Raw genomic sequence first — 24,981 nt, 5'->3', positions numbered from 1 at the left:
GCCACTACCTTAACGTTTGAACATTTGTAAGTAAATTCGTCTTCCCAAACCAATAAAGACCAGTAAAATGGATAAAGCAATTGCAAAGAATAGCATTAAAATATTTCCTTGAAGAGAAAAGAACCGGGTAAAAAGAGGTCGAAATTTATTTTGCGGACTTGTTCGTAGTGATCCAGAAGCTTTACTCGAAAGCTCCTTGCGTTGTCCATTTAAAAAATAATTGCCACCTTTATATTCAATTGTAGTCGTATTAGAACTTACTTTGGTTTGCCAATTTTGTAAAACCGGGTCGAACCACGTTACATGTAAACTTTGAACTAGCCGCTTAAAATCAAATAATTTTTTTGATGAATCAGGTAGTTTGTATGTAATAGCAGTGGGAATTTCAAACTTTAAGCCGCTCTTTTGTTGAGCAGTTAGTAAAGAAGAAGCAGAAACAGCATACAAACTCTGATGAGCTACATTTGCATTGTTATCCTGTTTGACAAAAGTCGGAGTTTCACTTGGCAAAAGTAGCCAATGATCGGCTTGCATTAACGCCTGTTTTCGTAAAACTTCATCTTGATTCCAATATCCTTGAGAACTTATTCCAACAGGATAAACTTGATGATTGGCAAATGCTACAAAGCTAGCTGTCATTCTTTCGTTTAATTCGGCTGCACTATTGGTGCCAGCTCCTCCAACTGCCGGCGTATTTAAAAAAATAATTCCATTTCGCTCCTCGACTTTTTTCAACACTTTAGTAAAGTGACGATACGCCTTCATTTCAGTATTTTCTGAAACTGTTACCGTACTTATCGAAAAGGGAATATTTTTCTGATAACAATAGTTACTGATTTCGTCCAAAACTTTTAAATTACTATACGGTGAGACTCCGGTAATCGCTAATAGCGGGCGATAATTACCTTTACTACCAAAAAGCTCGGCTATCGTTTTAACAGCCGCCATAAGGCTTACACCCGATTTTTTGAAGTAAGGTAAAAAGCCAACTTTTTTATAAATCACGCCGTATGTATATTTGCTTTGATTTTTTTGTTGGGAAGTTAGTAACCCGATTTTTCGAGTGCCCTTCGACAAGTGACTAAGCACTGTAGCTGTCTCACTGAAGGGTAATAACTGCTTATTACCTTGAAAATTTAAAATTAACTGCTGCTGATAAATCTTAGTTGCCGATCCACCGAGTTCCTTGGCCTCTGAAACTGTCAAATTATCTCCAATATGAAGTTTAATCCCCCTAAATTTTTGACGATCTTGCAAAAAAGATTTATTGGTCAGGCCAACTTGTGGCCAATTAATTAATGAAATAACTCCTATATATTTTTTATTAAGCAAGCCCTTATAATAGTCATTTTGGGAAACCGTTTTTACTTTTAAATTTAAACTACTTAAAATCCGTTGCAAGCTATCAATCTTTTGATAACCATCATTGGCCGTATTTTCTGAATCATACACTAAAAGAACTGTTCCACTACTTGCCTTAACCGGACTTGAAAAAAAAACTTGTGCAAATAGCAATCATTATAAATACTAACCAAAACATCTTTTTCGCATTTTTCACAGAGGTTCACCTCCTTCTCTTTGTGTTAGCCACAGCCGATGATGTAAGATGTCAGCAATAAACTGAACGATCACTAAGTCCAAGCTAAGTGGTACCATGAAAAGATGCTTGGCCAAATCTGCATCGCCATCACCAATTATGGAAATTATCGGCACGAAGACAACAATCGTCATGAGGCCGGCAATCAAAAAAAAGCGAATGATTCCTTCAATTCTCCTAGACCGAAAATCTATATATGCACTTACCCCATATACAGCTACAAATGCAACTGCTAATAAACAAATAAAAGCGTACTTTCCTGGAAAAAAAGCTCCCATATAAGCACTAAAAGCTGTAAAATAAGTAATCTGTGCCTGTGGTTTTTTCCCAGAAGACTGGGTGTAATCTCCTACTGCCTTTACCTGCGTTATCATGACATCTTTAGCTGCAACATCCAGTAACCTTCCAAACTGCTTTAAATTAGTTAAATAATAACGAATTACCCAGTTGATCCCTACGCGCTTCGTTAAGCCACGAGCTACCGAATTTTTGCTTGGTTTTACGGCTGCGTAAGTCTTAGGATAATAATCCTCTCCACGCATAAGAGCATATTGTTCACGAATACCCGCTTTAGAAAGCTTATGGCTTGGATCGCCACTTTCCATTAATACTCCGTGTGTAAAGGCTTGGTACTGGTTGACTTCACTAAATTCTTTGTTTATTAATGCGTATGTAAGTCCACCAGCTCCTAGCAAAAATAACATTCCAATTATAGTTATTAATTTTAACGCTCTAACTTTTTTTATAAAAAGTAACCCCATCGAAATTACCAAGAAGCTAAGTGCTAGAGGAGCATTTTGTTGCTTACTTGTGATTAAAATCAGTGAACTCATGAAATATATAAGTAACATAGGCCATTTTTTGTGTAACAATGTCGGCCAATTGCCATTAGAGCTCCAAAAGCATACAACATTGCTATCAGCATTCCGGGTTCTGCAAAAAAAGAATTAAAATACAATGTAAAAGAAGAATCCGCAAATACGAAGGTTACAATCAAAGCAACAAAATAACTACGAGCTTTTCTATATGGATAAACCAACGACTTCGTTAATAGATAAATCGCTCCCAAATAGAAAATATAGTAAGTCAATCCCAAAAAACGAATATCGAAAATGTTTCGACTGTAAAACAATTTGTTAAAAAAAACAGCAATTTTGATAAAAATTGCTTGTGAAGAAAAAACAGCAACATTATTTTCATTAAAGTATTTCATAATTCCAAACTTAGGAATAACATAATTTATGTACTGATTATGCGGATGTGGCAATCGGTAAAGCCCATTACTCAATAAGGCACGATAAAAATCACCATTGTCGGCCAGTCCATGAATAGGCGGAACGAATAACAGCAATCCACTTATAATTGCAACCAGAACAACTGCTAATGTTGCCGGAGAAATGTAATCTTTAATTTTAATAAATCTTCTAAAAAAAACCATCCGCAAATTTCTCCCTAATACTCAGTTGCCAGTAAAGTTATTGTAAGAATACGCATCTTTTGACTTAAGATCCCCTAAACCACCATATAGCGGAGACCCTTTTTGCGTTACTTGTGCTTGCCAAGCCAGCCGCATAGCTCTTTGATATTCTCGGTTATCGCCTGCATTTGCGAAGATCATTGCCGCTAAACTATAATTAGCAGCAGATTGACTTTTGTCTAGTACAATTCCAAGAGTAGAATATCGATTATATAAATGTCCACTCTCAATTTGAATTTTCAACCAATTCAGCGTTTCCGTTTTGACTTCTCCAACTTCAGCTAAGTGGAGTACTGTTTCCAAAGCCTCAGATGTGTTAAGTGATCTATTTGAGTAGGCATAAGTTTTAAGATTAAAACTTGACGCATATAAAGGAAATGCATCCCCTAAGTAACCCTGTTTTACAACGTGTAACTGATGTTTATAGAATTTTTTTCCTTTTGTCGTAACCGTTTCAAAATACTTCAAAGTAACGAAATCATAATATGCTAAGGAACTGTTTGTACTTTGTTTGTGTGTTTTTACATCATAAAAATTCGCTAGTTTTCCATTCTTTAGACTCCCTGTTTTTAATAACGAGAACCGCTTCGCCGCCTCGTGTCGATAATAATGACTATGTGTGAGTGTCGCATAGAGTTGCAACGCCCTAATAATTCTTAAATCATCCAGCGTAGCGTTAACATTAGACAGTTGATGCGTTTGTGGATCATACCGATAACTAAACTGGATTTGTTGATTAAACGTTTTTTTGGTTGCCTTGTAAAAAACTCTGAATCGTTTAAACTGATGTGTTGAAGCCAAATATATCAACCATAAGCCGGAAGACTCCGAAAGCATTTGATGTCCATTGGTTATCCCATTAACGCTCTTAACATTCCTGTAATTTGTATATATTCCACGGCTTGTAAGCATCTTTGTCTGAATAAAATTAAGTAATAAACTGGTTTGCCTGGGATTTTTATTCAACTTTGATTGAATCACAAAGTTCTGAGACAGCTTAGTAGGCACTACTATTTCAGACGTTTTGGGCTTACAGCCACTCAAAAAAAGAAGCATAAAAAGGATATATGTACTTAAAACAATAGTCATTCTATATGCTTTCACATTTTCACCTTTTCCTTAGTTTTATTGAGTTACTGTTTTTATTATATTACATTAAGTTAATTCATGGTGTTAATTTAATAGAATTAAATCAAGAACTAACTCGTTCACATTGAGTCATGCACTAGTTTTTCGCCACTTGTTGTGCACGATACGCATAATGCTTATACAAGCCCGCATACCGACTGTGATAATCCTTTTTCCATGGCTTATCACGCCCGCAAAAGTGAAGGACAACTGTGTGTCTGATCACCCAATCCAAATCCCATTTGCCGCTACTCAGTGCATAGTACAACGGACTGCGGCGCGCATCATAATTATAAAGCTCATCCGGTATTTTCTTAATTTGATGCCCATATAAGGCATTTAAGACATCTTGGTCAGGCAAAAATAGCGTAAATTTATTGTTATTGATGTAATTCACAATGTCTGCTTTTTTCACATGCTGGCGTATCGCCGTCAGATTAAGCAACAGGGTTCCCGAGTTATAGTAACTTTCTGCTTCGTAATTGCCCAGACGTAATTTATTTATAGGCTCGACTACATTATTGGTCAGGGCAGAGTGGCTTGCGGCAGCATACAAATAATCGCCCATCTCTATGCGATAGAGCGGTTGAAGATCATTGATAATCAGGGTATCAACATCCAAATACAAAATTCGGGTCAGATTTTGCGGCAAATACTGCTGGGCTAACAAACGATAATAAATCGTTTCTGGATAGCGATTCGTAACTGGTGCATTTTCCAAAAACGTGGCTCCCAGAATAATTGGATGATACTTTACCCCTAATTCTTCACAAAATCGCGTAATTTTAGCCGTCTTTTTTAACTTATTTTTTTGAATCACATACACTTCAAAACTCTGTGCTGTGGTATTCGTCACAATCGAGTAAAGTGTGGTTAAGAGTTGATCCACCACATGGTTATCAATGGCAAACAGTAGATTCATCAGAATAACATCTCCTCACTGCCATTATAGTATAGGAACGGATCAGTTAGCTATCTTGGCACAAAAAAAGCAACCTTCTCAGGTTGCTTTCTGCTTAAGCTACTAATCTTAGTCAAGCTTCTTCTTGCTTTGAACTTCAAGTTTGTCGTTGAAGTCGTAAACAACTGGTTCGCCAGTTGCCATTTCAAGATTCATAATATCTTCATCAGAAATGTTTTCGATGTACTTGCTTAAAGCACGTAATGAGTTACCATGTGCAGCAATGATGACATTCTTGCCGTCTAATAACTTAGGAGCGATTTCGTCTTCCCAGAAAGGAATAACACGTTCCAAAGTAACTTTAAGGTTTTCGCCACCAGGAATCATACGTGGGTCTAAGTTTGCATAACGACGATCATTTGCTGCTGAGCCTTCAGCATTTACATCCAACAATGGAGGCAATACATCGTATGAACGACGCCAGATATGAACTTGTTCATCGCCCCATTTTTCAGCGGCTTTAGCCTTGTTCTTACCTTGTAAAGCACCATAATGACGTTCGTTCAAGCGCCATGATTTAACTTCAGGAATCCAGAGTTGGTCAGATTCTTCCAAAGCATAGTGCAAAGTCTTGATTGCACGAGTTAAAACAGATGTGAAAGCAAAGTCAAATTCGATACCAGCTTCTTTGATTAACTTACCAGCGTTCTTAGCTTGTTCAACACCCTTTTCGCTCAAGTCAACATCGACCCAGCCAGTAAATTGGTTAGACAAGTTCCATTCACTTTGACCATGACGGATTAATACTAATTTTGCCATAATGTGAGAAAACCTCTTTCTTTTTTTAAGTTTACATTAGCTATTTTACACTAAAACAGAATAATTTGCAGGCTCATTTCAAACGTTTGAAAAACTTATGCAATTTACCTTTGTTGAACTGCTTCACTAACTGAAATTCCCTTTTGTGCAGCTTCCTTAATCAAATTACGCACATCCTGATCGCTAAACTGACCAGATTTGCTCCCCAGCTCTTGGCGCGCTTGATTTATTTGGTCTTGCGTAATGACTTTACCATTCAATTCTTTATCTTTCTTAGTTACCGTAAATTCATTACTACCAGAATAATTATCAGCCGCTTGCTGTTCAGATGAACTTAAATTCGGTTCCGGCAGCCCACCTATGCCGCTAGCTTGGTTAGCAAAAGATTGACTGCTGGCTGCAGGCGTATTTTGAGCAGCACTCGTATTAGCACTCGCACTTGTCGAACCTGGCATTACCGCCTGCGATAATCCCGTTTTATTACTCTTTTGAATCTTTTTGGCTGACTGCCACAGATTGGTGTAATAGCCCTTCTTAAATTCTTTATCATTAAAAAGTGTGTCTAGTTGCGCATTAGATAGGCTAAACTCCTGAGCTTCATTGAGTTCACGGGCATACTTCAACACTTTATTATATTTAGTGAGGTTCTTTTGAACTTTACCGATTTCCTTGATTTTTTGATGTGCACACTCGTCTAGTACCGTTGAGCCGTCATGAACCTTATACACCTGCGCAAAAGTACTTTTGGCCGTCGCAAAACGATGGTCCTCTAACTGAGACATTGCGTTAACAAAGATCTTAGTCTGTTTCAAACGATGCGTGGCCACCTGATCATTATTGCGACGGGTCAGTGCCGCCTGAAAATAATTCTCTGCTGCTGTGTAGTTATTATCTTTGATAGCAGCCGCTCCATTTTGCATATCCAAATGATACTGTTTTTCAATTGATTGGTGTCGAGAAAAGGCATAGCCCCCCACTAATAAAATCACAACCAACGTTACGATTACCCATGTCCATTTTTTCAAACGTGCCACCCCCAAATCTACTGACCCTTACTCAGCCAAGTATAGAATAATTATAGCATGATCTACCAATTTATTTAGCCAACTTGTTTGGCAATAATCTTAAAATTCGAAAAATTAATTCCAGGAGCGTATAATAATCATGTTTAACCTTGTTATTTTAAGAGAAAGGATCCGAATTGATGTTAGAGAAAAAATTTTACAAAACCTTTTTTAAGCATTCTTTCAATATTCCACTGAAAGTGAACTATTGGGATGGCAGCTCAGAAACCTATGGGGATGGCACCCCTGAGGTTACCATTACTTTGCACGAAGCAATTCCAGTCAAGCAGATCCTGAACAATGCGTCAATTGCCCTTGGCGAGGGCTACATGGATGGCAAAATTGAAATTGATGGCAGTATTCAAAAGTTATTAACTTCTGCTTACGAAACTGCAGGCAGCTTTTTCCACAACAAAAAGTTTATTCATTTTCTACCTAAGCAAAAGCATGATGAAAAAGAAAGTAAGTCAGATGTTCAGGACCATTACGATATTGGTAATGATTTTTACCGTCTCTGGTTAGATCCAACCATGACCTATTCCTGTGCTTACTTTGAAAATGACACTGATGATTTGGAAACTGCCCAGGTTAATAAAGTGCACCACATTTTAAACAAGCTTAATCCTCAACCACGACGCAGCTTGTTGGACATCGGCTGTGGCTGGGGCACGTTAATGTTAACCGCGGCTAAAGAATACGATCTTCGCGTGGTAGGCGTTACGTTATCACAGGAACAATACAACTTTGTAAACCAAAAAATTAAAGATGAAGGCCTTGAAAACGTTGCTGAAGTTCGTTTACAAGATTATCGTGAAATCAAAGACGAGCAGTTCGATTACATTACCAGTGTCGGCATGTTTGAACACGTTGGTAAAGAAAATCTGCAAACTTACTTCAAGTGTGTGGCCGACTATCTCAAAACTGATGGTGTTGCCTTGATTCACGGAATCACACGTCAACAAGGTGGCGCTAACAACGGCTGGTTAAACAAATGGATCTTCCCAGGCGGCTATGTACCCGGCTTGGAAGAAAATATCCATCACATTATCGAAAATGATCTGCAAATTGATGATTTGGAGCCTTTACGGCGTCATTATCAAAAAACAACAGAAATTTGGGACAAGAACTTCAATGCGCATCGTGACGAAATCAAAGAAATGTTTGACGAACGCTTTGTAAGAATGTGGGATCTTTATCTACAAGCCTGCTCTGCTTCCTTCGAATCAGGGAATATCGATGTTATCCAGTATCTTTTGACAAAAGGTGCCGGTGCAAGTAGTAACGTTCTCCCAATGACCAGAGCATACATGTACAAATAAAGGCGTTAAGATAAGATACGCAGCAATAACCAGAATTTTTGTTTATAATCAAATTTTTCCGGCTCATTCAAAAAGAACTTCAAGATTATGTTTTACAAAACAATCTCGAAGTTCTTTTTTACATACTTTTTTAGCAAAACTCTAATTTAAAAATCGCCAAACTTTAGATTTGTTGTGGGCAAAAAAATAAAAGCCACAGAAAAAATCTTTCTGCAGCTCGAACTTTATTTTTAAATAACCATGGATAGCAACATAACTGCTACCAGCCCAAACACTACCGAAATTGCCATCGACCGTGTCCAATAAGAAATGATAATGACGATAATCGAAGCCAAAATCAAATCAAAATTACCAGAAGAAATGAACTGGTAAGTCCCCGAAATAAAGATATCTTTGACAACGATTGCCGTAAACAAAGAAACCGGAACGTATTTCATCCATTCATTAAACCATTCTGGAATTTTTCGATTTGTAAAGAATAAAATCGGTATATATCGCGGACCAAAGGCCACAAAGAAGCCCAATATAACAATTAGTAAGTGGTCCATTACATCATAATGCATAGCACAATCTCCCGAAATTTGTCTGAATTAAATTTCGATATCTTCTTTATCAACTTCTGGCTGTCCCGACGGATCATGAATTTTATATAATAAATGACTCTTCGGCCAGCGTTTAGACACATAGCTTTCGATCATAAATCCTAGGAATGAGGCTACCAGCGTAGAAATGACCAAGCCTAAGGTACTCTTGGTCAATAACATAAAGAAAGCTGTCAGCACACCGGCAATCACTGAAATCAACAAAATTAACCGGGTCTTAATTTGCATCACAATCATATACAAGAATAAGGCCGTTAAGGCGAAGTTAACCACCGTTAGGTTAATTTGAACAGCACTACCGATCAAACTGCCAATCACATTAGAGACCGTCCATACCAGCAGGGACCAATGTTCGACCTGTAAGGCATCTTTAGGTGTCCAATTACGATCAGTGACAAATTTTAAGTAGTTAATCGCATAATTTTCATCATTCATCGAGACGGCAAATAAAAACAAAAAGCGGTGATTCTGCCCCTTTAAGTAACCGGCTAGACTAGAACCCAGTAACGCATAGCGCAGTTCTAGGAAAAAAAGCATCAAAATGATAGTTAGGATTGGCGCTGTGGTGGTCAGCATTTGTGCAATCATAAACTGAGCCCCGCCAGAAAAGACAAAAACGGATACCAACCCAGTTAAGAGCGTATTAAAACCGGCGGCGTGAAGTAATATCCCACAGGCCAGTCCAATTGGTGTGTAACTTAGGCACAACGGCCAGGCTTCTTTTAGCGTAACCCGCCATTGTGGTCCATTTTCAATTTGTTTCACAATTCGTTCCTCCAACGGATTTTCAAAGTTGGACCATTTTTACTGAAATTATATAGAAAACACTGCGAAATCATTTTAACATTTTCAAAGTATATTGAATAGGGACTTTTTAAAAGTTGCATTCTTATCTGCTCTAAAACCGTGTCGAATCCTGCATTCAGTTGCGATTTCCCACCAGTTTTTCTCAATAAAACTAGCCTGGTTACACTCTTTTCAAGCATGGCGTGTGGATTAAATCCAGCTTTTTAAAACAGCCCAACAAAAGAACGCCAGAGACGCACTAAAATGTTGGCTTTTGCCACCGAAGTCTTGGCTCGTAACGTTATTTGAGCATCTTTTTTTTGTAGGTACAAGACATTTTGACCGTCAATTTGGGCGGTAGCCGTTCCCAATTTCTGGTTCTTCGCCACAGGGGCTGCCACACCGGCCTTTTTCTGAATTTGAGTACTATTAAAGCGCACAGCATTCGCCGATTGATTTTTAGCAACCCAGATTGTGGTTCCATGGGCAATGCCAGCTTTGACCGTTGTGGTTTTCCCGTCCGGCACCTTAAAGTTCGTCACCCGCTTTAAGGAAGCACCTTTTTTATAGCGAACCGGTTTAAAATTGGTGTAAACGGTCTTCATGATCGTTTGGGTATTAGTAAAACGCGCATTCCCGTTGCTTTTGGAACTGGCACCCATAACCACCGTAATAATCCGGTGTCCGTTTTTCTTCACGGTGCCTGTAAAACAAGCCTGTGCCTTATCCGAAGTCCCAGTTTTAAGGCCATCTACCTCATACCCTTTTAGATAATCGGCTTGCCCTGGTAACATATAATTATGAGTCGTCATTTCAACCGCATCCGAAGTTCCTTTTGCAAACCAAGCCTTCATTTGCTTCGTTGTTTGCAGGACCTCTGGATAAGCTTGCAACAGCTTGGAAGCGACGATGGCGACATCCTTTGCTGACATTTCATTTTCAGCATTCTTAGCTGTGTTCGGATAAGCTTCACTGCCCACTTCGCTCTCAGTTAACCCCGCCGCGTTATACAACTTGGCATCGGAAATCCCCCATTTTTGGACCTGTGTCCGCATCTCATTGACAAACGCCTTTGAAGACCCAGCCTGCGCAATACCTAACGCCATAATAGCTGCATTAGCTGAATAAATTAAGGCCGCTTTATACAAATCGCGCACTGTATACGTTCGGCTCTGATTCAACGTCACGTTAGTTAATTCCGTATTCTGGCTAATTTTAGCAATTTCCGCGTTCACGTGCACTCGCTGATTCCATTTTAATTGTCCTGAATGAATACTCTTTAAGATGAGATAAACAGCCAACATTTTCGACATGGACGCAATTGGCAAAACTTGATTACTGTTTTTTGAATAGAGAATCTGGCCCGTTTTTGCATCCACCGCAATGCCGGCCTTAGCGTCAATTGAGGCGGTCGCTGCTTGGGCATGCAAGGGTGCTGCAAGCAGCGCACTCATCATGAGCAAGACACTAAAAATAATTGCAATTTTTTGTTTGAATTTAGTCACTATATATTTGCCACCTTTATTAACAAGAATATAACAAATTGCCCCTCGGACACAAAGCTTTTTTAAAATAAAAATCAATTCACTAGAGATTCTGTTTATCTCCTCAGACAAACGATCGATAATCTTGCGAATTGATTTTTATTTAGCTTGTTGTTTATTTTTTGCTTGAACCATGGGTAACGTCACGATAAAGCTCGTTAGTTTTTCATCAGATTCAGCACGAATTTGCCCATGATGTAACTCCACAATACTTTGCGCAATCGCCAATCCGAGTCCAGTGCCGCCAGTTGCTTTAGACCGTGAAGATTCAACACGATAGAACCGTTCAAAAAGATGTTTAATGGATTTTGCCGGAATTGGCTCGCCATCATTAGAAACTTTGAAGACAATTTGTTGTCCCACCAGATTCGCCTCTAAGTTGATGTGATGGCCCCCCTTCGCATACTTCAAAGCATTAGTAATGAGGTTATTAAACAAACGCCCCAACTTTTCTGCGTCCGCCTCAACCTTCAGATTCTTAGGAGCCGTTTTAACGCTAATTTCCATCTGCTTTTTTTCGGCTTCCAGCTCAAAACTGGCCGCTAGTTGCTCGAGCATCGGTTCGACTGAAATTTTATTAAAACTCATCTTGGTTGACGCCTGTCGCACCTTAGTATACTCAAACAAATCCTCAACCAGCGACTTCATTTGTTGCGCTTTGAGAAAAGCCGTATGGGTATATTTTAAAATATCAGCTTCATTTTTGTACTGCTGATTTTCAATCAAGCCTAAATAGCCAATGATGGAAGTCAGCGGTGTCCGCAAGTCATGGCTAACATTCGTTATCAGCTCATCCTTAGACTGTTCGATTTTCCGTTCTTCATTCATGGACTCAATCACTGAGTCAACCAGCGCATTGACACTGTCAACCACTCGTTGGTGATCACCCTTTAACGTGAATGGGATACGGTGATCAAAATGACCATTGGCAATGTAATGCAGCTCACTAATAATGTGCCTTAATTGCATCTGTTTATAGCGACGCATCAATCGCCAATAGACGACCCAAATATCCACGATTACCATAAAGAAAATGAAAAAGTTTTGGTAGCTCCACACACGATAATTATTGGGGCCAATGGTAATGGACTCTTTAATTTGAAAAATGCCCCGTTCAAGGCCTGGATTTGTCCGAATAATTTCATTAATTAAGACTAAAATGGACAAATTTAATAAGAGCAGCAAAATAACGGTGATGACGCCTTCACCTAATAATTCACTTTTTTCTCGTGCTGTTAATTTAAATGTCATGCTGTTTGCACCTTAATTTAGTGAGATTCAATTTTATAGCCCACGCCCCAAACCGTTTCAATAACTTTTTCACCGCCAGTGGCTTCTTCAATCTTATCCCTTAGATGACTAACGTGAACCATCACCGTTTTGGCGGAGATAATACTTTCTTGTTGCCAAACCCGTTCAAAAATATCATCGGCTGAAAAAACGCGGTTCGGATGGCTAGCCAACAGATACAAAATGCCAAACTCTAAAGCAGTTAATTGAATGGATTTACCAGTTAAGGTTTTCACCTCATGTGAATCACTATTGATCGTCAAAGGACCAATGTCTAAGACTTCTGGTTCATCTTGCTTCAAATCATTTTGACTACGGCGCAGCAATGATTTAACGCGGGCCATAACTTCCAACGGATTAAATGGTTTCGCCACATAATCATCGGCCCCGGTCAACAACCCTTTAATTTTATCCATATCTTCAGTTTTTGCAGACAAAATTAAAATAGGTAATTGGGAGTCCCGCCGCACTTCACGGACCACTTCAATCCCACTCATTTCAGGCATCATCACATCTAGAATCATTAAACCAATCTCTGGGTCGGTGTGTAATTTTGTGAGGGCTTCTTTGCCGTTATATGCCGATACTGGTTCATAACCTTCATTTTTAATGTAAATATCGAGGAGCTCAACAATCTCTTTATCATCATCAACGACTAAAATTTTCATTATGCGAAATCTCCTTAAGTAGTAATTTCTTATAGTGTAGCAAAAAAACCATCAACAAGAAATTATATCGGACAAGGTTTTAAGTAATGTTAAGAATACCCGTTCACAGATGCGCGTTTTGGCATTATCTTACAGCCTCTTTCAACAGCTGAATTTAAATAGCCGAAATCGGGGAAAAAGCTATCTTCTCCGATTAACGACGGAAGCCGAACAATTCAAAGAATCATTCGGCTTCCGAGATTATCTGTAAAGTTGAAACGCCTTTTCCCACTCTCTATATCTGATTTTAAACTATGAGGGTTGCAATCCCCCAAAAAGCGATTCCCAAGGCAATTAATACCAGGAACCAGATCAAAGTACTGAGGTTGAGAATGCCTTCATGCCGTACCGTTTTCACTAAACAAACCACCGCATACAACATGACACAGGCGATGAAAATTAAATAAATTTTTGTTCCCATTAAAGTTAGCCCTGATAGTTAGGTGCTGCCTTAGTCATCTGAACATCATGCGGATGCGACTCAACTAATCCCGCATTAGTGATTTGGACAAACTGTGCATTTTCTGTCAAAGCCGTAATGGTAGGCGCCCCTACATAGCCCATTCCGGAACGTAAACCGCCAATCATTTGGAACAAAATATCTTGAACAGAGCCCTTATAAGCAACCCGCGCTTCAATCCCTTCCGGAACCAACTTGTTAGCTTCATTCACACCACCTTGGAAATAGCGATCAGCGGAACCGTTTGACATTGCGCTTAAGCTGCCCATGCCACGGTAACTCTTATACTTTTTGCCATTGTCTTCCAAAACATCACCGGGAGTTTCGTCGGTACCAGAAAGCATACTGCCCAGCATGACGGCATTGCCACCCGCAGCTAGGGCCTTGACAATATCGCCGGAATATTTAATTCCGCCATCGGCAATGATGTGCTTGCCATATGTGCGGGCAACCGTTGCCGCATCATAAATTGCAGTAATTTGTGGCACACCCACACCCGCAACGACACGGGTAGTGCAAATCGAACCGGGGCCAATTCCAACTTTCACAACATCGACACCAGCATCAAATAAGGCCTTTGTTCCTTCCCCCGTAGCAACGTTACCGGCAATTAGTGTGGCATCAGCAAAATGTTCGCGAATTTCGGCAATTTTACGGAGCACCCCAGCTGAATGTCCATGGGCGGTATCGATCACAATTGCATCGGCACCTGACTGAAGTAAGGCGTCGGCCCGATCAAAAGTATCACTGGTAACGCCGACTGCAGCGGCTACCAATGGCCGACCATCCTTATCACTTGAAGCGTGGGGATACTGTTTAGGATTCGCCTTACCAGCTGCTTTGACTTCTAAAACTTGAGTTGCTTGATCTTCAATGGACATGTTTTTATGAATAACGCCCATCCCGCCTTGCCGTGACATTGCAATTGCCATAGCTGATTCAGTCACCGTATCCATACCGGCACTGATTATGGGAATGTTTAATTTAATGTTATCTGTTAACTGCACCGATAAATCGGTTTCGTTTGGTAAGACATGGCTTTCAGCAGGAATTAACAAGACATCATCAAAAGTTAAACCCTTTTTCACAAATTTCGTTTCCCAATTAGACATAATTAAGATCTCGCTCCTCTTTCTTTTGATTTTTTAGTTTACATAAATCCGCCAGTGACATGATAACGGCGTTTGAACCACAACCTGAATACGAATAAAACGGCCGCAATTGCAAAGTACACTTCAAATGGTAAGACCGGATTAAGACTTTGTGGTAACGCTGAAAATGCCATGTAGGCTACCATCCAGACCAAAACCATCCCGGTTGCCATCCCGATTGTCCGCCAAATTGAGCGCCGTTCCTTCTTACTTGAGGTTGGCTGCAAACGATCGGTTAAAAACGGCGCACACGCACCTCCGATAATCGAAATGGCCAGCATTGCCGTAATTCCCGCTGGTCCTGGCTCGGTTGCAATGGATTTAGGCTGAACTAGCAGCATAATTCCAAACATTAAGGCAAAGATCATGAAAAAGACCATGCCGTTATCCAAAGCTTTCATCCAATACTTGGTTTCAACGGGTGCTTTTTTAGGACCCTCAATAATCTCTTTGACCCGATCCGTTGGCGTGCCATAAATCTGTTTGGCCGTTTCGCCTTTTAACTGACCCTCCAGTAATCGCAGCTTGGTATCTTGCAAAGCTTCTTCTTTCTTTTCATCCGTTAACTTACTGTTAGCATTCAATTCTTTAGTTAACCGGTACATAAAGTCTTCGTTGCGCTTGGTGAACGTTTGCGGCTTTGTTTTATGCTTGGTATGTTCCTGTTTGCCGGCATTGCGCTCGACTGTTTTTTCTTCACTCATGTTTCTTTCCTCTTCCCTAGTTATGTTTCTTAGACGTTAAAGCGGAACTCAATAATATCGCCGTCTTGAACCACATAGTCCTTACCTTCCAGCCGCAAACGTCCTGCTTCACGGACAGCCTGCATACTGCCATATTTATCCAAATCGGTGTAAGAAACGGTTTCTGCACGGATGAAGCCCCGTTCGAAATCTGAATGAATAACGCCCGCACATTGAGGAGCCTTCATGCCACGTTTGAACGTCCAAGCACGCGTCTCCGGACCACCAGCTGTGAAGAAGGTTTCCAGACCTAATAATTTGTAAGAAGACCGAATCAGCCGATTTAAACCAGGCTCTTCAATGCCTTCAGCCTCCAAAAAGTCCTTCTTATCGGCATCATCAAGTTCAGCGATTTCTTCTTCTGTTTCCGCCGAAATACCCAAGACCTCAGCTTCGGGATCATCTTCTGCGACATAGTCCTGAATCACTTGATAATACTTGGAACCTTCAGGATCAGCCATATCAGCTTCCGCAATATTTGCGACATACAAAACTGGCTTTGAGGTTAATAGGAACAATCCCCGCACAATCTTTTGTTCGTCCTTATCAAATTCGAGTGATCGGACAGCCTTACCTGCTTCTAAAACCGGCTTGATTTTTTCTAAAACGGCCAATTCGGCTAATGCGTCCTTGTCACGGCTCTTGGCCGCTCGTTGAACCTTAGCCAAGCGTTTGTTGACCGCATCTAAGTCGGCAATGCTTAGTTCCAAATTGATGGTTTGAATATCTTCAACTGGATCCACCTTACCAGAAACAGTGGTGATATTGTCATCATCAAAGGCCCGCACAACATGCACAATGGCATCTACCTGACGAATATTTTCGAGGAATTTATTTCCTAAGCCTTCACCCTTGCTGGCCCCTTTGACAATTCCGGCAATATCCGTGAATTCAAAGGTTGTTGGCACAATTTTTTTAGCGGGAATAATTTCTTGAATCCGGTCCAGCCGAGCATCCGGCACCTCAACCATCCCAACGTTAGGATCGATCGTGGCAAACGGATAGTTGGCCATTTCAGCGCCCGCTTTTGTTATTGCATTAAACAAAGTTGACTTACCGACGTTCGGCAACCCGACAATACCTGCTGTTAATGACATTTTTCACACGCTTTCTCTATTAGTTTTAATTTAAGTGTATACATGTAATATAGTAACAAAAAAGCAGCCTAAGAAACAGGGCAGGAATCAAAAATAACGGGTTTGTTTCGTCATTTTTTACAGACCTGTTTCATAAAAAGCAAGAGAAAACGGAAAATTATCGCTTTTTTCTCAAATTTCAACCAACTTTTCTTCGCATTTTTTCGCCTACGTGCTAGACTTAATGAAGAAAATCACGTCTTGCTTATAAAAATTATTACAGAGGAAACTATGCGTAAATTTAACTTACAACTGGCAATCTTGGTGTTACTGGGATTCGCGGGGTTTTATTTTAGTCATCCCGTAACTGCTGATACCACTGCCAAACCATTTCCAGAAAATGAAATACTTGGAGTTGGTTCTTATTTCAATGCATTTGCTGCGGGCACCATGACCATTGACGCCAATAACACTGCCAATTTGGAAGGCCGTTATGCAGCTAACAATCTTGAATCCAGCACCAATAGTTGGAATACCAGAACTGACAGCACTCAGTGGGGACAAATTACAAGTGATGCTTCGGGGCGCGCGGTCGGCACCCCGTTATTCACAGCCAATAAAGTTGATTCAGACACTACTTACGGCACATACATGCGCCATATGCTGGATCCAAATGCACGCCAGCGAAACATGATGGTTGCTCCCGTGGTTTCGGATAAAAATCAAATCGTCATTAACAATTTACGGGCCGAGGCCAAAGTATTTACAGACGCAGACAAATTAAACCATGCTTCTTTGTTAGACATTCTTGATATGGATAAAAATGTGGGCGACACGAGTGATTTCTCTGGAGATAACGGGACCACTCTCGCCCGGGTCAGCGGCCTGACCCTCGATCCTGATAAAACCGATGCTTCTAATTATTTCGATGCGGCCGCCACTCAATTTGAAAAGATCTCGCAATACTATGACCAATTTACGCAACCAGACTCCGATGACGCAAAAGACCAGGATAAAGTCGTTGTCAATGATCAGGTGAATGACGTTAAGGTAACGCAAACTACCCCTGAGTACCAAAACTACACTAATTTAACGATCGATGTGACATTGCCCAAGGATTACAGTTCCACTAAGAATTACGAAAATCCACCAGTCATCATGGTAGGCGTTAACGCTGATGATGCCCAAGATAAGAACCTAAATTTAACCATTAAAATCCGTAATATGGATACCACTACCAACTCAGTTCAGGCGGGCACCTCTAGCTATGATTCTTACGCCTACCCGCCTTATATTTTTATTAACTGGGATAACGTCACCACTAAAAGTCCTTTCAGTAACTGGCAAGGGTCCTTCAAAATGCAGGCTTATACTGGAACTGACACGGATGAATCACCAGCCAACTCAGATAACGGGACTGAACAAAGTCAATTGTTCTCAAGTCACGTCTTGAATAACTTTCCCAACGCCACCACGAGTGGCAGTGATACTCTCGAATTCGGAAATACAGCTGAAGACAGTCAACTTTGTGGGGCCATGTTACTCCCTAATGCCAGTGTTTCGCTAAGTGCCGGTAGTCGCACACTTTATGGCAGTATTTTATCAGGTAAAAATGTCACCATTGCCCACACCATGCCGGCCTCACGTTTAATAGCAGGAACTTTTGACATCAATGATATTTCTGGTAGCGTTTTTGACTCCCTGCATTCCGTTAATCCCTATTTAAAAAATCTTAGTTTAGTTACTTCTAACACGCTAACAGACAAGTCAGTTACGCCTGGCGAAACGGGGACAACTGCCAACAACAAAACTATTCAGGTTACAGATCCAACCAAGTCGGTAGGCTTGCAGGGAACTGTAGTCACCCGTAATAAAAATTACCAGCTTTTTTATCGTTTTAATCAATCAGACTGGCATAAACTGAATGCTAGTGGTGTCAATACTGAGGATAGTAGCACATTCAAGTTCAATAATTTAATTAGTCTACCCGGCTATAATAAAAAGTTAACGGCCAAAAACATCCAGTCCGAAGCAGCTACGGACACGCCTACGCTCGAAACTGTGGGTACTGATTTGCAGCGGCAAAATACGATTGAAGTGGTTTTGACACCCAAAACGGACGATGACGGGAACGCAATAACGGCGGACTCGGATTTATCCAGTTATGAACATACAACAATTAACTTAACCGAAACCGGTAAACTTACTGCTAATATTCCTAACACGTTCCAATTAACTGCCGAAACTGATGATCCGAGTGTTTACAGCTCCCCTGATGTTAAAAATATTCAAATTAAAAATGACTGGCGGGTGCCCTATTCACTGAGCGTTCAATATAACAAAACGGCCGCAGCTAATTTTGATTTGGATGGGTTAACCTTATTTGATCAGCCACAACTCGTTTCTTATGCCAAAGATGGTAGTGCCTTTGATATCAGCCAGCCACTATTGCAGCAGACCACTGGTAACACCCTGACAGCCTCTGCTTCGGCAACATTTCAACTTAAACTTAATGTGGCCAATCTTCTTAGTAGCGGACGTGTCCAAACAGGAAAAAAGTACGGATATCCACTTTATTGGACCTTAAAATATGACTTAAATTCCTAAAAAAAGCGAAATTGCTTACAAAAAATCAGTATTTTTCATTGCATTTCGCATACATTTATCTTATACTGTTTATTAGTCACTATAAAAAGCGAATAATACGCAAATAAGGAGTTAATATTTTATATTATGAAGAAAAGAATTTTTTTAGCTGCTCTCGCCACAGTAACCATTAGTTTTGGTTTAGGCCTCAACAGTTTGGTGGCCCACGCCGATGATAGTGTAACCAAAGATTCCGTTGGCGAATTTTCCGTTACGGCCGGCTCATTAAGTCTAGACGCGGTTCCCAACTTTAATTTCGGCACAACAGACGTTGCTACTCTTGTAAAAGGAACAACACTGAATTATCAATCCGGCGCCAATAATACACTTGCTGTCTCTGACTATCGTGGCGCCTCCGATGGTACTTGGAGTTTAACTGCCTCTTTGGCTCCTTTTAAAAACGGTAAAGATGAAAGTGAAAGTTTGGTAGCCGGCGCCATTAACCTAAAAAGCAGTGTTGCCGACAATTCAAAAGCAACCGGAGCGACTGGGACGATTGGTAGCGCGGCCAGCACAGTTTGGAACAATACCAACGCTGACTTAACCGGTACGGGAACCGCTACTTCAACAGTTTCAACCGATACCACTTTAGTCACAGAAGCAAATTCCAAGATCAACAGCGGAAGTTACAGCTCAACTGTGACTTGGACAATGGCTAATACTTCTGCTAACTAAAAGAACTGATAACGGACGATTTAGGGTAATGACGACCGCTGCACCAACTAAGGTGGCGTCACTTCCCTTTTTTATTACAAAGGAGAGATTCATGTTTCGTAAATTGATTCAATTTTTTCTGTTAGTCACTATAGTCATCACTGGCGGTCTTTTCACCGACAAAACCGTGCGTGCAGATGAGGCAACATTTACCGTTAGCCGGATTGCCAGCAAACAACAAAATGACACCTCCGTTTCTTATTTTGACTTGAAGTTAAAACCTAACCAGACCACGCAAATTCAAGTCAAGGTCACTAATCTGAGCAACCAGACCTTACATTTAATTGCTTCTCCAAATACGGGTTATACCACAGACAGCGGGACCGTTGCTTATGATTTGAAAAAGTTAGGAAGCAAAAGTACTGCTCCGTATCAACTGGAAACCATTTTAGGCGGACAACAAAAAGTGACTGTGCCGGCCAAAGGCAGCAAAGTTGTAACCTTTCCAATTAAGATGCCTGCCACACCTTTTAAAGGCGTTTTAGATGGTGCGCTTTATTTTCTAAACCCGAAAACCTCGCAAACGACTGCGACGAACAAGAAAAACTTTACAATCAAAAATCGCTACGCCTTAGCCTTGGGCGTCACGATTCATGAAGATACTCAGACAACAGTTTTACCAAAGTTAAAACTTGGCACTATCAAAACCGGGACGGCACAAGCGGACAAATTCAGTCCGGCCATTCAGGTTAATGTCATCAACTCTCAAGCCGCTTTAGCTAAGAAATTACACATTACCAGCCAGGTATCCAAAGATGGTAAAACTCTTTATAAAACCAATACCAAAAATTTAACGATGGCCGCCGATTCCAATTTTGACTACGCCATCACAACCAACCACGCGGCCCTTCAAGCCGGAACTTATCATTTACACATGGTAGCCCGTTCGGGTCGCAACGCTGGGCTTTCAACCGAACTTTCAAGATTTCTAAAGCCCAAGCTAATCATGCAAATCGGCACGCCCACGTTAAAAAGAGTCCCTTAATTTGGTACATTTTAATTGCCTTGCTTGTCCTTTTACTCCTGCTTCTTGCCTACTGGTTAGGCCGACGCGGCGCTAAAAAGAATCATAAATAATTAAATAAGGATCATTTCACAGCCTCACAGCTAGGAAATGATCCTTATTTTTAATTGTTCAAAAAGGTTCGCGTTGCTTTAATTACCGATTATGCTGCAATTGCTTCGTCTGACAACAACTACCGCTTAATTTTAAGCGTCAGCCTTCTTCAAAACTTTTTTTAGCTTACGATCGAATTCGCGACGCGGTAACATCACAATGTGCCCACAATTCATACATTTAATCTTGATATCCATCCCCAAGCGAATTACCTTCCACTCATTGGCCTGACAGGCATGGGGCTTTTTCATTTCAACAATATCGTTCAATTCATACGTTTTTGCTACCATTCTTTTTCCCCTCAATCTAAAGATATATGCAACAAATTGAGAATCCGACTCAAATCATCATTCGAGACGTAGTTAATCTCGATTTTTCCACCCTTTTCTTTTTGTTCTAAAACGGCTTTAGTTCCAAACTTTTCTTGGAGTTGCTCCTCGATTGCACGCACATAAGGTGATTGTTTTTGGACTGCTGGCGTTTTTTTAGGTATCCGCGTCGGCTGCGCATTCAGCTGATTAACTAGGTTTTCCAACTGACGCACCGTTAAATGATCGGCAACCACCCGTTTGGCCAGCGGGATTAGTTTATGCCGATTTTTTAAAGCTAGCAAGGTTCGTGCTTGGCCCATCGATAATTCGCCGCTTTGTAGCATGTTTTTGATGGTCTGGGGTAAACGCAACAGGCGCAGATAATTTGCAATATAAGGCCGACTTTTACCCAATTTTTCGGAAACTTGAGCCTGCGTGAAATTAAGCTTGGCCATCAATGAATCGTAAGCCTGGGCCTCTTCTAAAGGCGTTAAATCTTCTCGCTGTAAGTTTTCAATAACAGCAGCTTCCATCGTTTCCGCATCACTTAATTGGCTGATTAAAGCCGGAATTGTCTGTAACCCCGCCATTTTGGCTGCTCGCAAGCGGCGTTCTCCGGCAATTAACTCATAATAATTATCCACGACTGGTTGTTTACGCACAACAATGGGTTGAAAAACACCTGATTCCTGAATGGAATTTGCCAACTCTCTAAGTGCCTTTGCATCAAAATTATGACGTGGCTGATAAGGATTAGGATGGATGTCTTCCAAGTCCAAATCTTTAACTTGTTGCGCATCCTCTGCACGCAAAAGTTTTTCCGCCCCCATTGATACTTTTGATTTCCTTGTCATGCTTGGTTACTTCCTTCTTCTCGCTTCACCAGGGGTTCCCGATTGGGGGTTCCTGGTCTGCGAGGATATTTCTTTGGCGTTTTAGTAATTTTATCAATCCACACCAAGTGGCGTTCATCACCAGAAACCGGCAATTGTAACTGTTCATCCTGTTTCACAGCACCACCCAAAACTTGAATGGCCCAGGTTGCATCGTGTAACTCAACCTGGGTATGACTTGCTTTCAGCGCAACAAACTGTCCCCCGAGTTTGACCAACGGCAAACATAATTCAGCTAAAACTGATAAACGGGCAACCGCACGTGCCGTCACCAAATCATAACTTTCGCGATGGCCTAATTTTTCCTTTACGAACGTCTCTGCCCGATCATGACAGAGCGTTACACCAGTCAAACCCAGTTTTTCAACCAAATGCTGCAAAAAAGTGATCCGTTTATTCAATGAATCCACAATGGTAACCTGTAATTGCGGAAAGACAATTTTTAATGGTATTGAGGGAAATCCAGCGCCCGCTCCCACATCACATAAGGTTATTGCACCTTGGAACAAGGTTGGATGCTGAATTCCGGGTAATAAGGAATCATAAAAATGCTTTAAATAGACTTCTGATTCATCAGTAATGGCCGTCAAATTAACATGTTCATTGACGGTGACGAGATACTCATAGTATGTATGAAACTGCTGCATTTGTTGCTCGGATAATTTAATTCCGTGCTCCGCAAGTGCTTGTTTAAATGCTTCAGGGTTCATTAATTTCCTCCATTGTGAAACAAAAAAGTGTTCCACATTATTATAGCTGATTATTAAAACGGCGACAAGGCGACACCCGCAATCTGCTATCGCACTAAACGTATAATTAACGGGCTTTTTCGGGATGACGATTCGAAATGCATGCAAAACAGCGAAAAATCCCTTATGCTAAATCAAGAAAGAAGATGACTTCATATGACGCATTTAGATCATAAATTTGTTGCACCAAAAAAATATTCCTTAACAGCTTTCCCGGCTGCGACAGATCAGCCCGCCGGCATGAAAATTCTAAATGAGGCGACCACCCCAGTTTACCCGCGGATTATTGCCGATGTTCCGTATGCACAAAGGGGTAACTTAACGCTGCATCTCCAAATTATCATGCCCCCTAACGCCACAACATCTTCACAGAAATTTCCGTTGTTGATGTACGTGCCGGGATCTGCCTTTCATAAACAAAATGTTGGTGAACATCTCGTGCACCTCGCCAAAATAGCTAAGTTAGGTTATGTAATTGCCGTTGTTGAATACCGGTGGGCCCCTGATGATCCTTTTCCAGCTCAAATCATTGATTTTCACACGGCCACTCGTTTTATGCTGGCGCATGCAAACCGCTATCACGTTGATGCCACAAAATACTTGGCCTGGGGAGATTCTTCTGGAGCGCATACGATCGTTATGGGGGCTTTAACAACCCAACTATCTGACTTTAACGCGGAAGAGCCAAGTAAACAGCCGCTGGCCTATCAGGGAGTGATTGATTTCTATGGTCCTACTGATATTAGCCGCATGAACGCGGTCCCTTCCACCCAGGATCACACTTCTGCCCACAGTTTAGAGGGAGAATTTTTTGGGAGCCATAACCTTAACGAAATCCCTGAGCAGGTACAAAAGGCAAACCCCATCACTTATATTACGGATCAAAAGCTCCCACCTTTTCTAATCATGCATGGTAATAAGGATCGCCTAGTTCCTTTTGAACAGAGCGTTTTACTCTATAACGCGCTCCAAGCTCATCATCAATCCGTCGATTTTTACCGTCTAACAGGTAGTGATCATGGTACTGATGCTTTTTTCACTCCTCATTGTCTTTCAATCGTTCACAACTTTATTCAATCTGTTTTCAACTAAAAAAGAGACCCAACCAATGCGTGTCAGCCATACGACATGGCCTGCTGCAAATGTTTTGGGTCTCTTTTTTTATTCTAAATTTGTAAATTATTTCAAAGTTTCTTGAGCAATTTTAGCCGTTGTTGTGGCATTGGTACCACTGACCTGCACCACCGTCTTATTCTCTTGCCAGGTAATATCATTGACCGGTTTTTGCTGATTAGCAGCGTAAATTACCGCATTTCCTTGGGTAACTTTTTGCGTGGTTACCTGGTTATTTTTCAATGACTGTTGCACCTTATTGGCAACCGCTGTGGCCGCTTTATTGGTCTTGTTCACCGAGGTGGTGGTTAAATCATCCGTGTTGGCAACGGCTGTGACGTGCCAACCGTTCTTTTGCCATTGAATATAAACGTGGCCCATCACACCCTGTCGTGTTGCGGTGGTACCATCCGAAAGTTTTAGCTTGGTCCCATTGGTCTCGGTCACTCGCTGCTTAGTCGCAAACGTATTTTTGGCCTGGGTACTATTTTGATATTTGTTTTGCTGATAAGTCGCTGTAGTTGTGCTGCTTGAGCCATTGGTATAAGTGACTTTACCACTAGTGCTATTTCCAGTGACTGTTTTAGCAGCTGTATTGGTGCCATCAACCTTTTGAGGAGCCTCAATTCCCTTGCTAGCAGGAGTTGTCACCGCGTGCGCGACTTTAGCCTCTTGATTAGTTGCGCCACTCAAAGAAAGGAGTCCCAAACTAAAAATCAGACTGCATCCCATTAAAATAAATCGTTTTTGTTTCTTCATGTGATAACCGCCTTT

25 protein-coding genes are annotated in these 24,981 nt (G+C 40.9%); 5 read left to right on the top strand and 20 right to left on the bottom strand.

Features of this window, described 5'->3' with window-relative positions; translation table 11 throughout:
• Positions 1-9: 9 nt before the first annotated feature.
• From ACLJJ6_RS00235 to ACLJJ6_RS00205, 7 genes are all read right to left on the bottom strand, one after another.
• Positions 10-1,452 carry a hypothetical protein gene (locus tag ACLJJ6_RS00235; protein WP_412989477.1) on the bottom strand — a complete coding sequence of 481 codons (1,443 nt, stop codon included), beginning with the start codon at positions 1,450-1,452 and terminating at the stop codon, positions 10-12.
• A 102-nt stretch (positions 1,453-1,554) separates the two neighbouring features.
• Positions 1,555-2,448 (bottom strand): hypothetical protein, encoded by an 894-nt coding sequence (locus tag ACLJJ6_RS00230; RefSeq protein WP_412989476.1) that lies wholly within the window; start codon positions 2,446-2,448, stop codon positions 1,555-1,557.
• On the bottom strand, positions 2,427-3,035 hold the full coding sequence (locus tag ACLJJ6_RS00225; protein WP_412989475.1) for a hypothetical protein: 609 nt from the start codon (positions 3,033-3,035) through the stop codon (positions 2,427-2,429). The genes ACLJJ6_RS00230 and ACLJJ6_RS00225 overlap by 22 nt, the downstream gene beginning before the upstream one ends.
• A 21-nt stretch (positions 3,036-3,056) precedes the next feature.
• Positions 3,057-4,178 (bottom strand): hypothetical protein, encoded by a 1,122-nt coding sequence (locus ACLJJ6_RS00220; protein WP_412989474.1) that lies wholly within the window; start codon positions 4,176-4,178, stop codon positions 3,057-3,059.
• 121 nt (positions 4,179-4,299) lie between these two features.
• Positions 4,300-5,124 (bottom strand): glycosyltransferase family 8 protein, encoded by an 825-nt coding sequence (locus tag ACLJJ6_RS00215; protein WP_412989473.1) that lies wholly within the window; start codon positions 5,122-5,124, stop codon positions 4,300-4,302.
• Positions 5,125-5,232: 108 nt separating this feature from the next.
• Positions 5,233-5,922 carry a 2,3-diphosphoglycerate-dependent phosphoglycerate mutase gene (locus ACLJJ6_RS00210; RefSeq protein WP_412989472.1) on the bottom strand — a complete coding sequence of 230 codons (690 nt, stop codon included), beginning with the start codon at positions 5,920-5,922 and terminating at the stop codon, positions 5,233-5,235.
• A gap of 104 nt (positions 5,923-6,026) precedes the next feature.
• Positions 6,027-6,947 carry a hypothetical protein gene (locus ACLJJ6_RS00205; protein ID WP_412989471.1) on the bottom strand — a complete coding sequence of 307 codons (921 nt, stop codon included), beginning with the start codon at positions 6,945-6,947 and terminating at the stop codon, positions 6,027-6,029.
• A gap of 179 nt (positions 6,948-7,126) precedes the next feature.
• Between ACLJJ6_RS00205 and ACLJJ6_RS00200 the strand changes: the two genes are divergently transcribed.
• Positions 7,127-8,305 (top strand): class I SAM-dependent methyltransferase, encoded by a 1,179-nt coding sequence (locus ACLJJ6_RS00200; protein WP_412989470.1) that lies wholly within the window; start codon positions 7,127-7,129, stop codon positions 8,303-8,305.
• Between the two features lie 230 nt (positions 8,306-8,535).
• Here the strand turns inward: ACLJJ6_RS00200 and ACLJJ6_RS00195 are convergent, their stop codons facing one another.
• From ACLJJ6_RS00195 to ychF, 9 genes are all read right to left on the bottom strand, one after another.
• Entirely contained in the window at positions 8,536-8,868 is a 333-nt protein-coding gene (locus ACLJJ6_RS00195; protein WP_412989469.1) for an AzlD domain-containing protein, read from the bottom strand.
• Between the two features lie 27 nt (positions 8,869-8,895).
• A complete protein-coding gene (locus ACLJJ6_RS00190; RefSeq protein ID WP_412989468.1) occupies positions 8,896-9,672 on the bottom strand; it encodes an AzlC family ABC transporter permease in 777 nt (258 codons plus the stop codon).
• Positions 9,673-9,917: 245 nt separating this feature from the next.
• Entirely contained in the window at positions 9,918-11,198 is a 1,281-nt protein-coding gene (locus ACLJJ6_RS00185) for a D-alanyl-D-alanine carboxypeptidase family protein (RefSeq protein ID WP_412989467.1), read from the bottom strand.
• 138 nt (positions 11,199-11,336) lie between these two features.
• Entirely contained in the window at positions 11,337-12,488 is a 1,152-nt protein-coding gene (locus ACLJJ6_RS00180; RefSeq protein WP_412989466.1) for a sensor histidine kinase, read from the bottom strand.
• A 17-nt stretch (positions 12,489-12,505) separates the two neighbouring features.
• A complete protein-coding gene (locus ACLJJ6_RS00175) occupies positions 12,506-13,195 on the bottom strand; it encodes a response regulator (RefSeq protein ID WP_412989465.1) in 690 nt (229 codons plus the stop codon).
• Between the two features lie 286 nt (positions 13,196-13,481).
• Positions 13,482-13,655: a hypothetical protein gene (locus tag ACLJJ6_RS00170; protein ID WP_412989464.1), complete on the bottom strand. Its 174-nt coding sequence runs from the start codon at positions 13,653-13,655 to the stop codon at positions 13,482-13,484.
• 5 nt (positions 13,656-13,660) lie between these two features.
• Positions 13,661-14,806 (bottom strand): IMP dehydrogenase, encoded by a 1,146-nt coding sequence (gene guaB / locus ACLJJ6_RS00165; RefSeq protein WP_412989463.1) that lies wholly within the window; start codon positions 14,804-14,806, stop codon positions 13,661-13,663.
• A 38-nt stretch (positions 14,807-14,844) separates the two neighbouring features.
• Positions 14,845-15,549 (bottom strand): DUF1129 domain-containing protein, encoded by a 705-nt coding sequence (locus ACLJJ6_RS00160; protein ID WP_412989462.1) that lies wholly within the window; start codon positions 15,547-15,549, stop codon positions 14,845-14,847.
• A gap of 29 nt (positions 15,550-15,578) precedes the next feature.
• On the bottom strand, positions 15,579-16,685 hold the full coding sequence (gene ychF, locus ACLJJ6_RS00155) for a redox-regulated ATPase YchF (protein ID WP_412989461.1): 1,107 nt from the start codon (positions 16,683-16,685) through the stop codon (positions 15,579-15,581).
• A gap of 270 nt (positions 16,686-16,955) precedes the next feature.
• Here ychF and ACLJJ6_RS00150 point away from each other — a divergent pair, with 270 nt between their 5' ends.
• The 3 genes from ACLJJ6_RS00150 (at position 16,956) to ACLJJ6_RS00140 (ending at position 21,009) form a co-directional block, all read left to right on the top strand.
• Positions 16,956-19,271 carry a hypothetical protein gene (locus ACLJJ6_RS00150; RefSeq protein WP_412989460.1) on the top strand — a complete coding sequence of 772 codons (2,316 nt, stop codon included), beginning with the start codon at positions 16,956-16,958 and terminating at the stop codon, positions 19,269-19,271.
• 126 nt (positions 19,272-19,397) lie between these two features.
• A complete protein-coding gene (locus ACLJJ6_RS00145) occupies positions 19,398-19,985 on the top strand; it encodes a WxL domain-containing protein (RefSeq protein ID WP_412989459.1) in 588 nt (195 codons plus the stop codon).
• Between the two features lie 91 nt (positions 19,986-20,076).
• On the top strand, positions 20,077-21,009 hold the full coding sequence (locus ACLJJ6_RS00140; protein WP_412989458.1) for a DUF916 and DUF3324 domain-containing protein: 933 nt from the start codon (positions 20,077-20,079) through the stop codon (positions 21,007-21,009).
• Between the two features lie 224 nt (positions 21,010-21,233).
• Here the strand turns inward: ACLJJ6_RS00140 and ACLJJ6_RS00135 are convergent, their stop codons facing one another.
• From ACLJJ6_RS00135 to rsmG, 3 genes are read right to left on the bottom strand one after another with little or no spacing between them, the layout of a single operon-like run.
• Positions 21,234-21,431 (bottom strand): DUF951 domain-containing protein, encoded by a 198-nt coding sequence (locus ACLJJ6_RS00135; protein WP_412989457.1) that lies wholly within the window; start codon positions 21,429-21,431, stop codon positions 21,234-21,236.
• Between the two features lie 11 nt (positions 21,432-21,442).
• A complete protein-coding gene (locus ACLJJ6_RS00130) occupies positions 21,443-22,306 on the bottom strand; it encodes a ParB/RepB/Spo0J family partition protein (RefSeq protein ID WP_412989456.1) in 864 nt (287 codons plus the stop codon).
• Positions 22,303-23,055, bottom strand: a complete 753-nt coding sequence (gene rsmG, locus ACLJJ6_RS00125) for a 16S rRNA (guanine(527)-N(7))-methyltransferase RsmG (protein WP_412989455.1) — start codon at positions 23,053-23,055, stop codon at positions 22,303-22,305. The genes ACLJJ6_RS00130 and rsmG overlap by 4 nt, the downstream gene beginning before the upstream one ends.
• Positions 23,056-23,250: 195 nt before the next feature.
• Between rsmG and ACLJJ6_RS00120 the strand changes: the two genes are divergently transcribed.
• Positions 23,251-24,186, top strand: coding sequence for an alpha/beta hydrolase fold domain-containing protein (locus tag ACLJJ6_RS00120; protein ID WP_412989454.1), 936 nt, complete (start codon positions 23,251-23,253; stop codon positions 24,184-24,186).
• Positions 24,187-24,273: 87 nt separating this feature from the next.
• Here ACLJJ6_RS00120 and ACLJJ6_RS00115 read toward each other — a convergent pair whose 3' ends face one another.
• Positions 24,274-24,966 carry a hypothetical protein gene (locus tag ACLJJ6_RS00115; RefSeq protein WP_412989453.1) on the bottom strand — a complete coding sequence of 231 codons (693 nt, stop codon included), beginning with the start codon at positions 24,964-24,966 and terminating at the stop codon, positions 24,274-24,276.
• Between the last annotated feature and the right edge of the window lie 15 nt (positions 24,967-24,981).

This window comes from Pediococcus siamensis (assembly GCF_047220215.1).
Classification (GTDB): Bacteria; Bacillota; Bacilli; order Lactobacillales; family Lactobacillaceae; genus Pediococcus; species Pediococcus siamensis.
The sequence above is the reverse complement of the archived record's forward strand: the minus strand, read 5'-3'. Positions and strand labels throughout refer to the sequence as shown.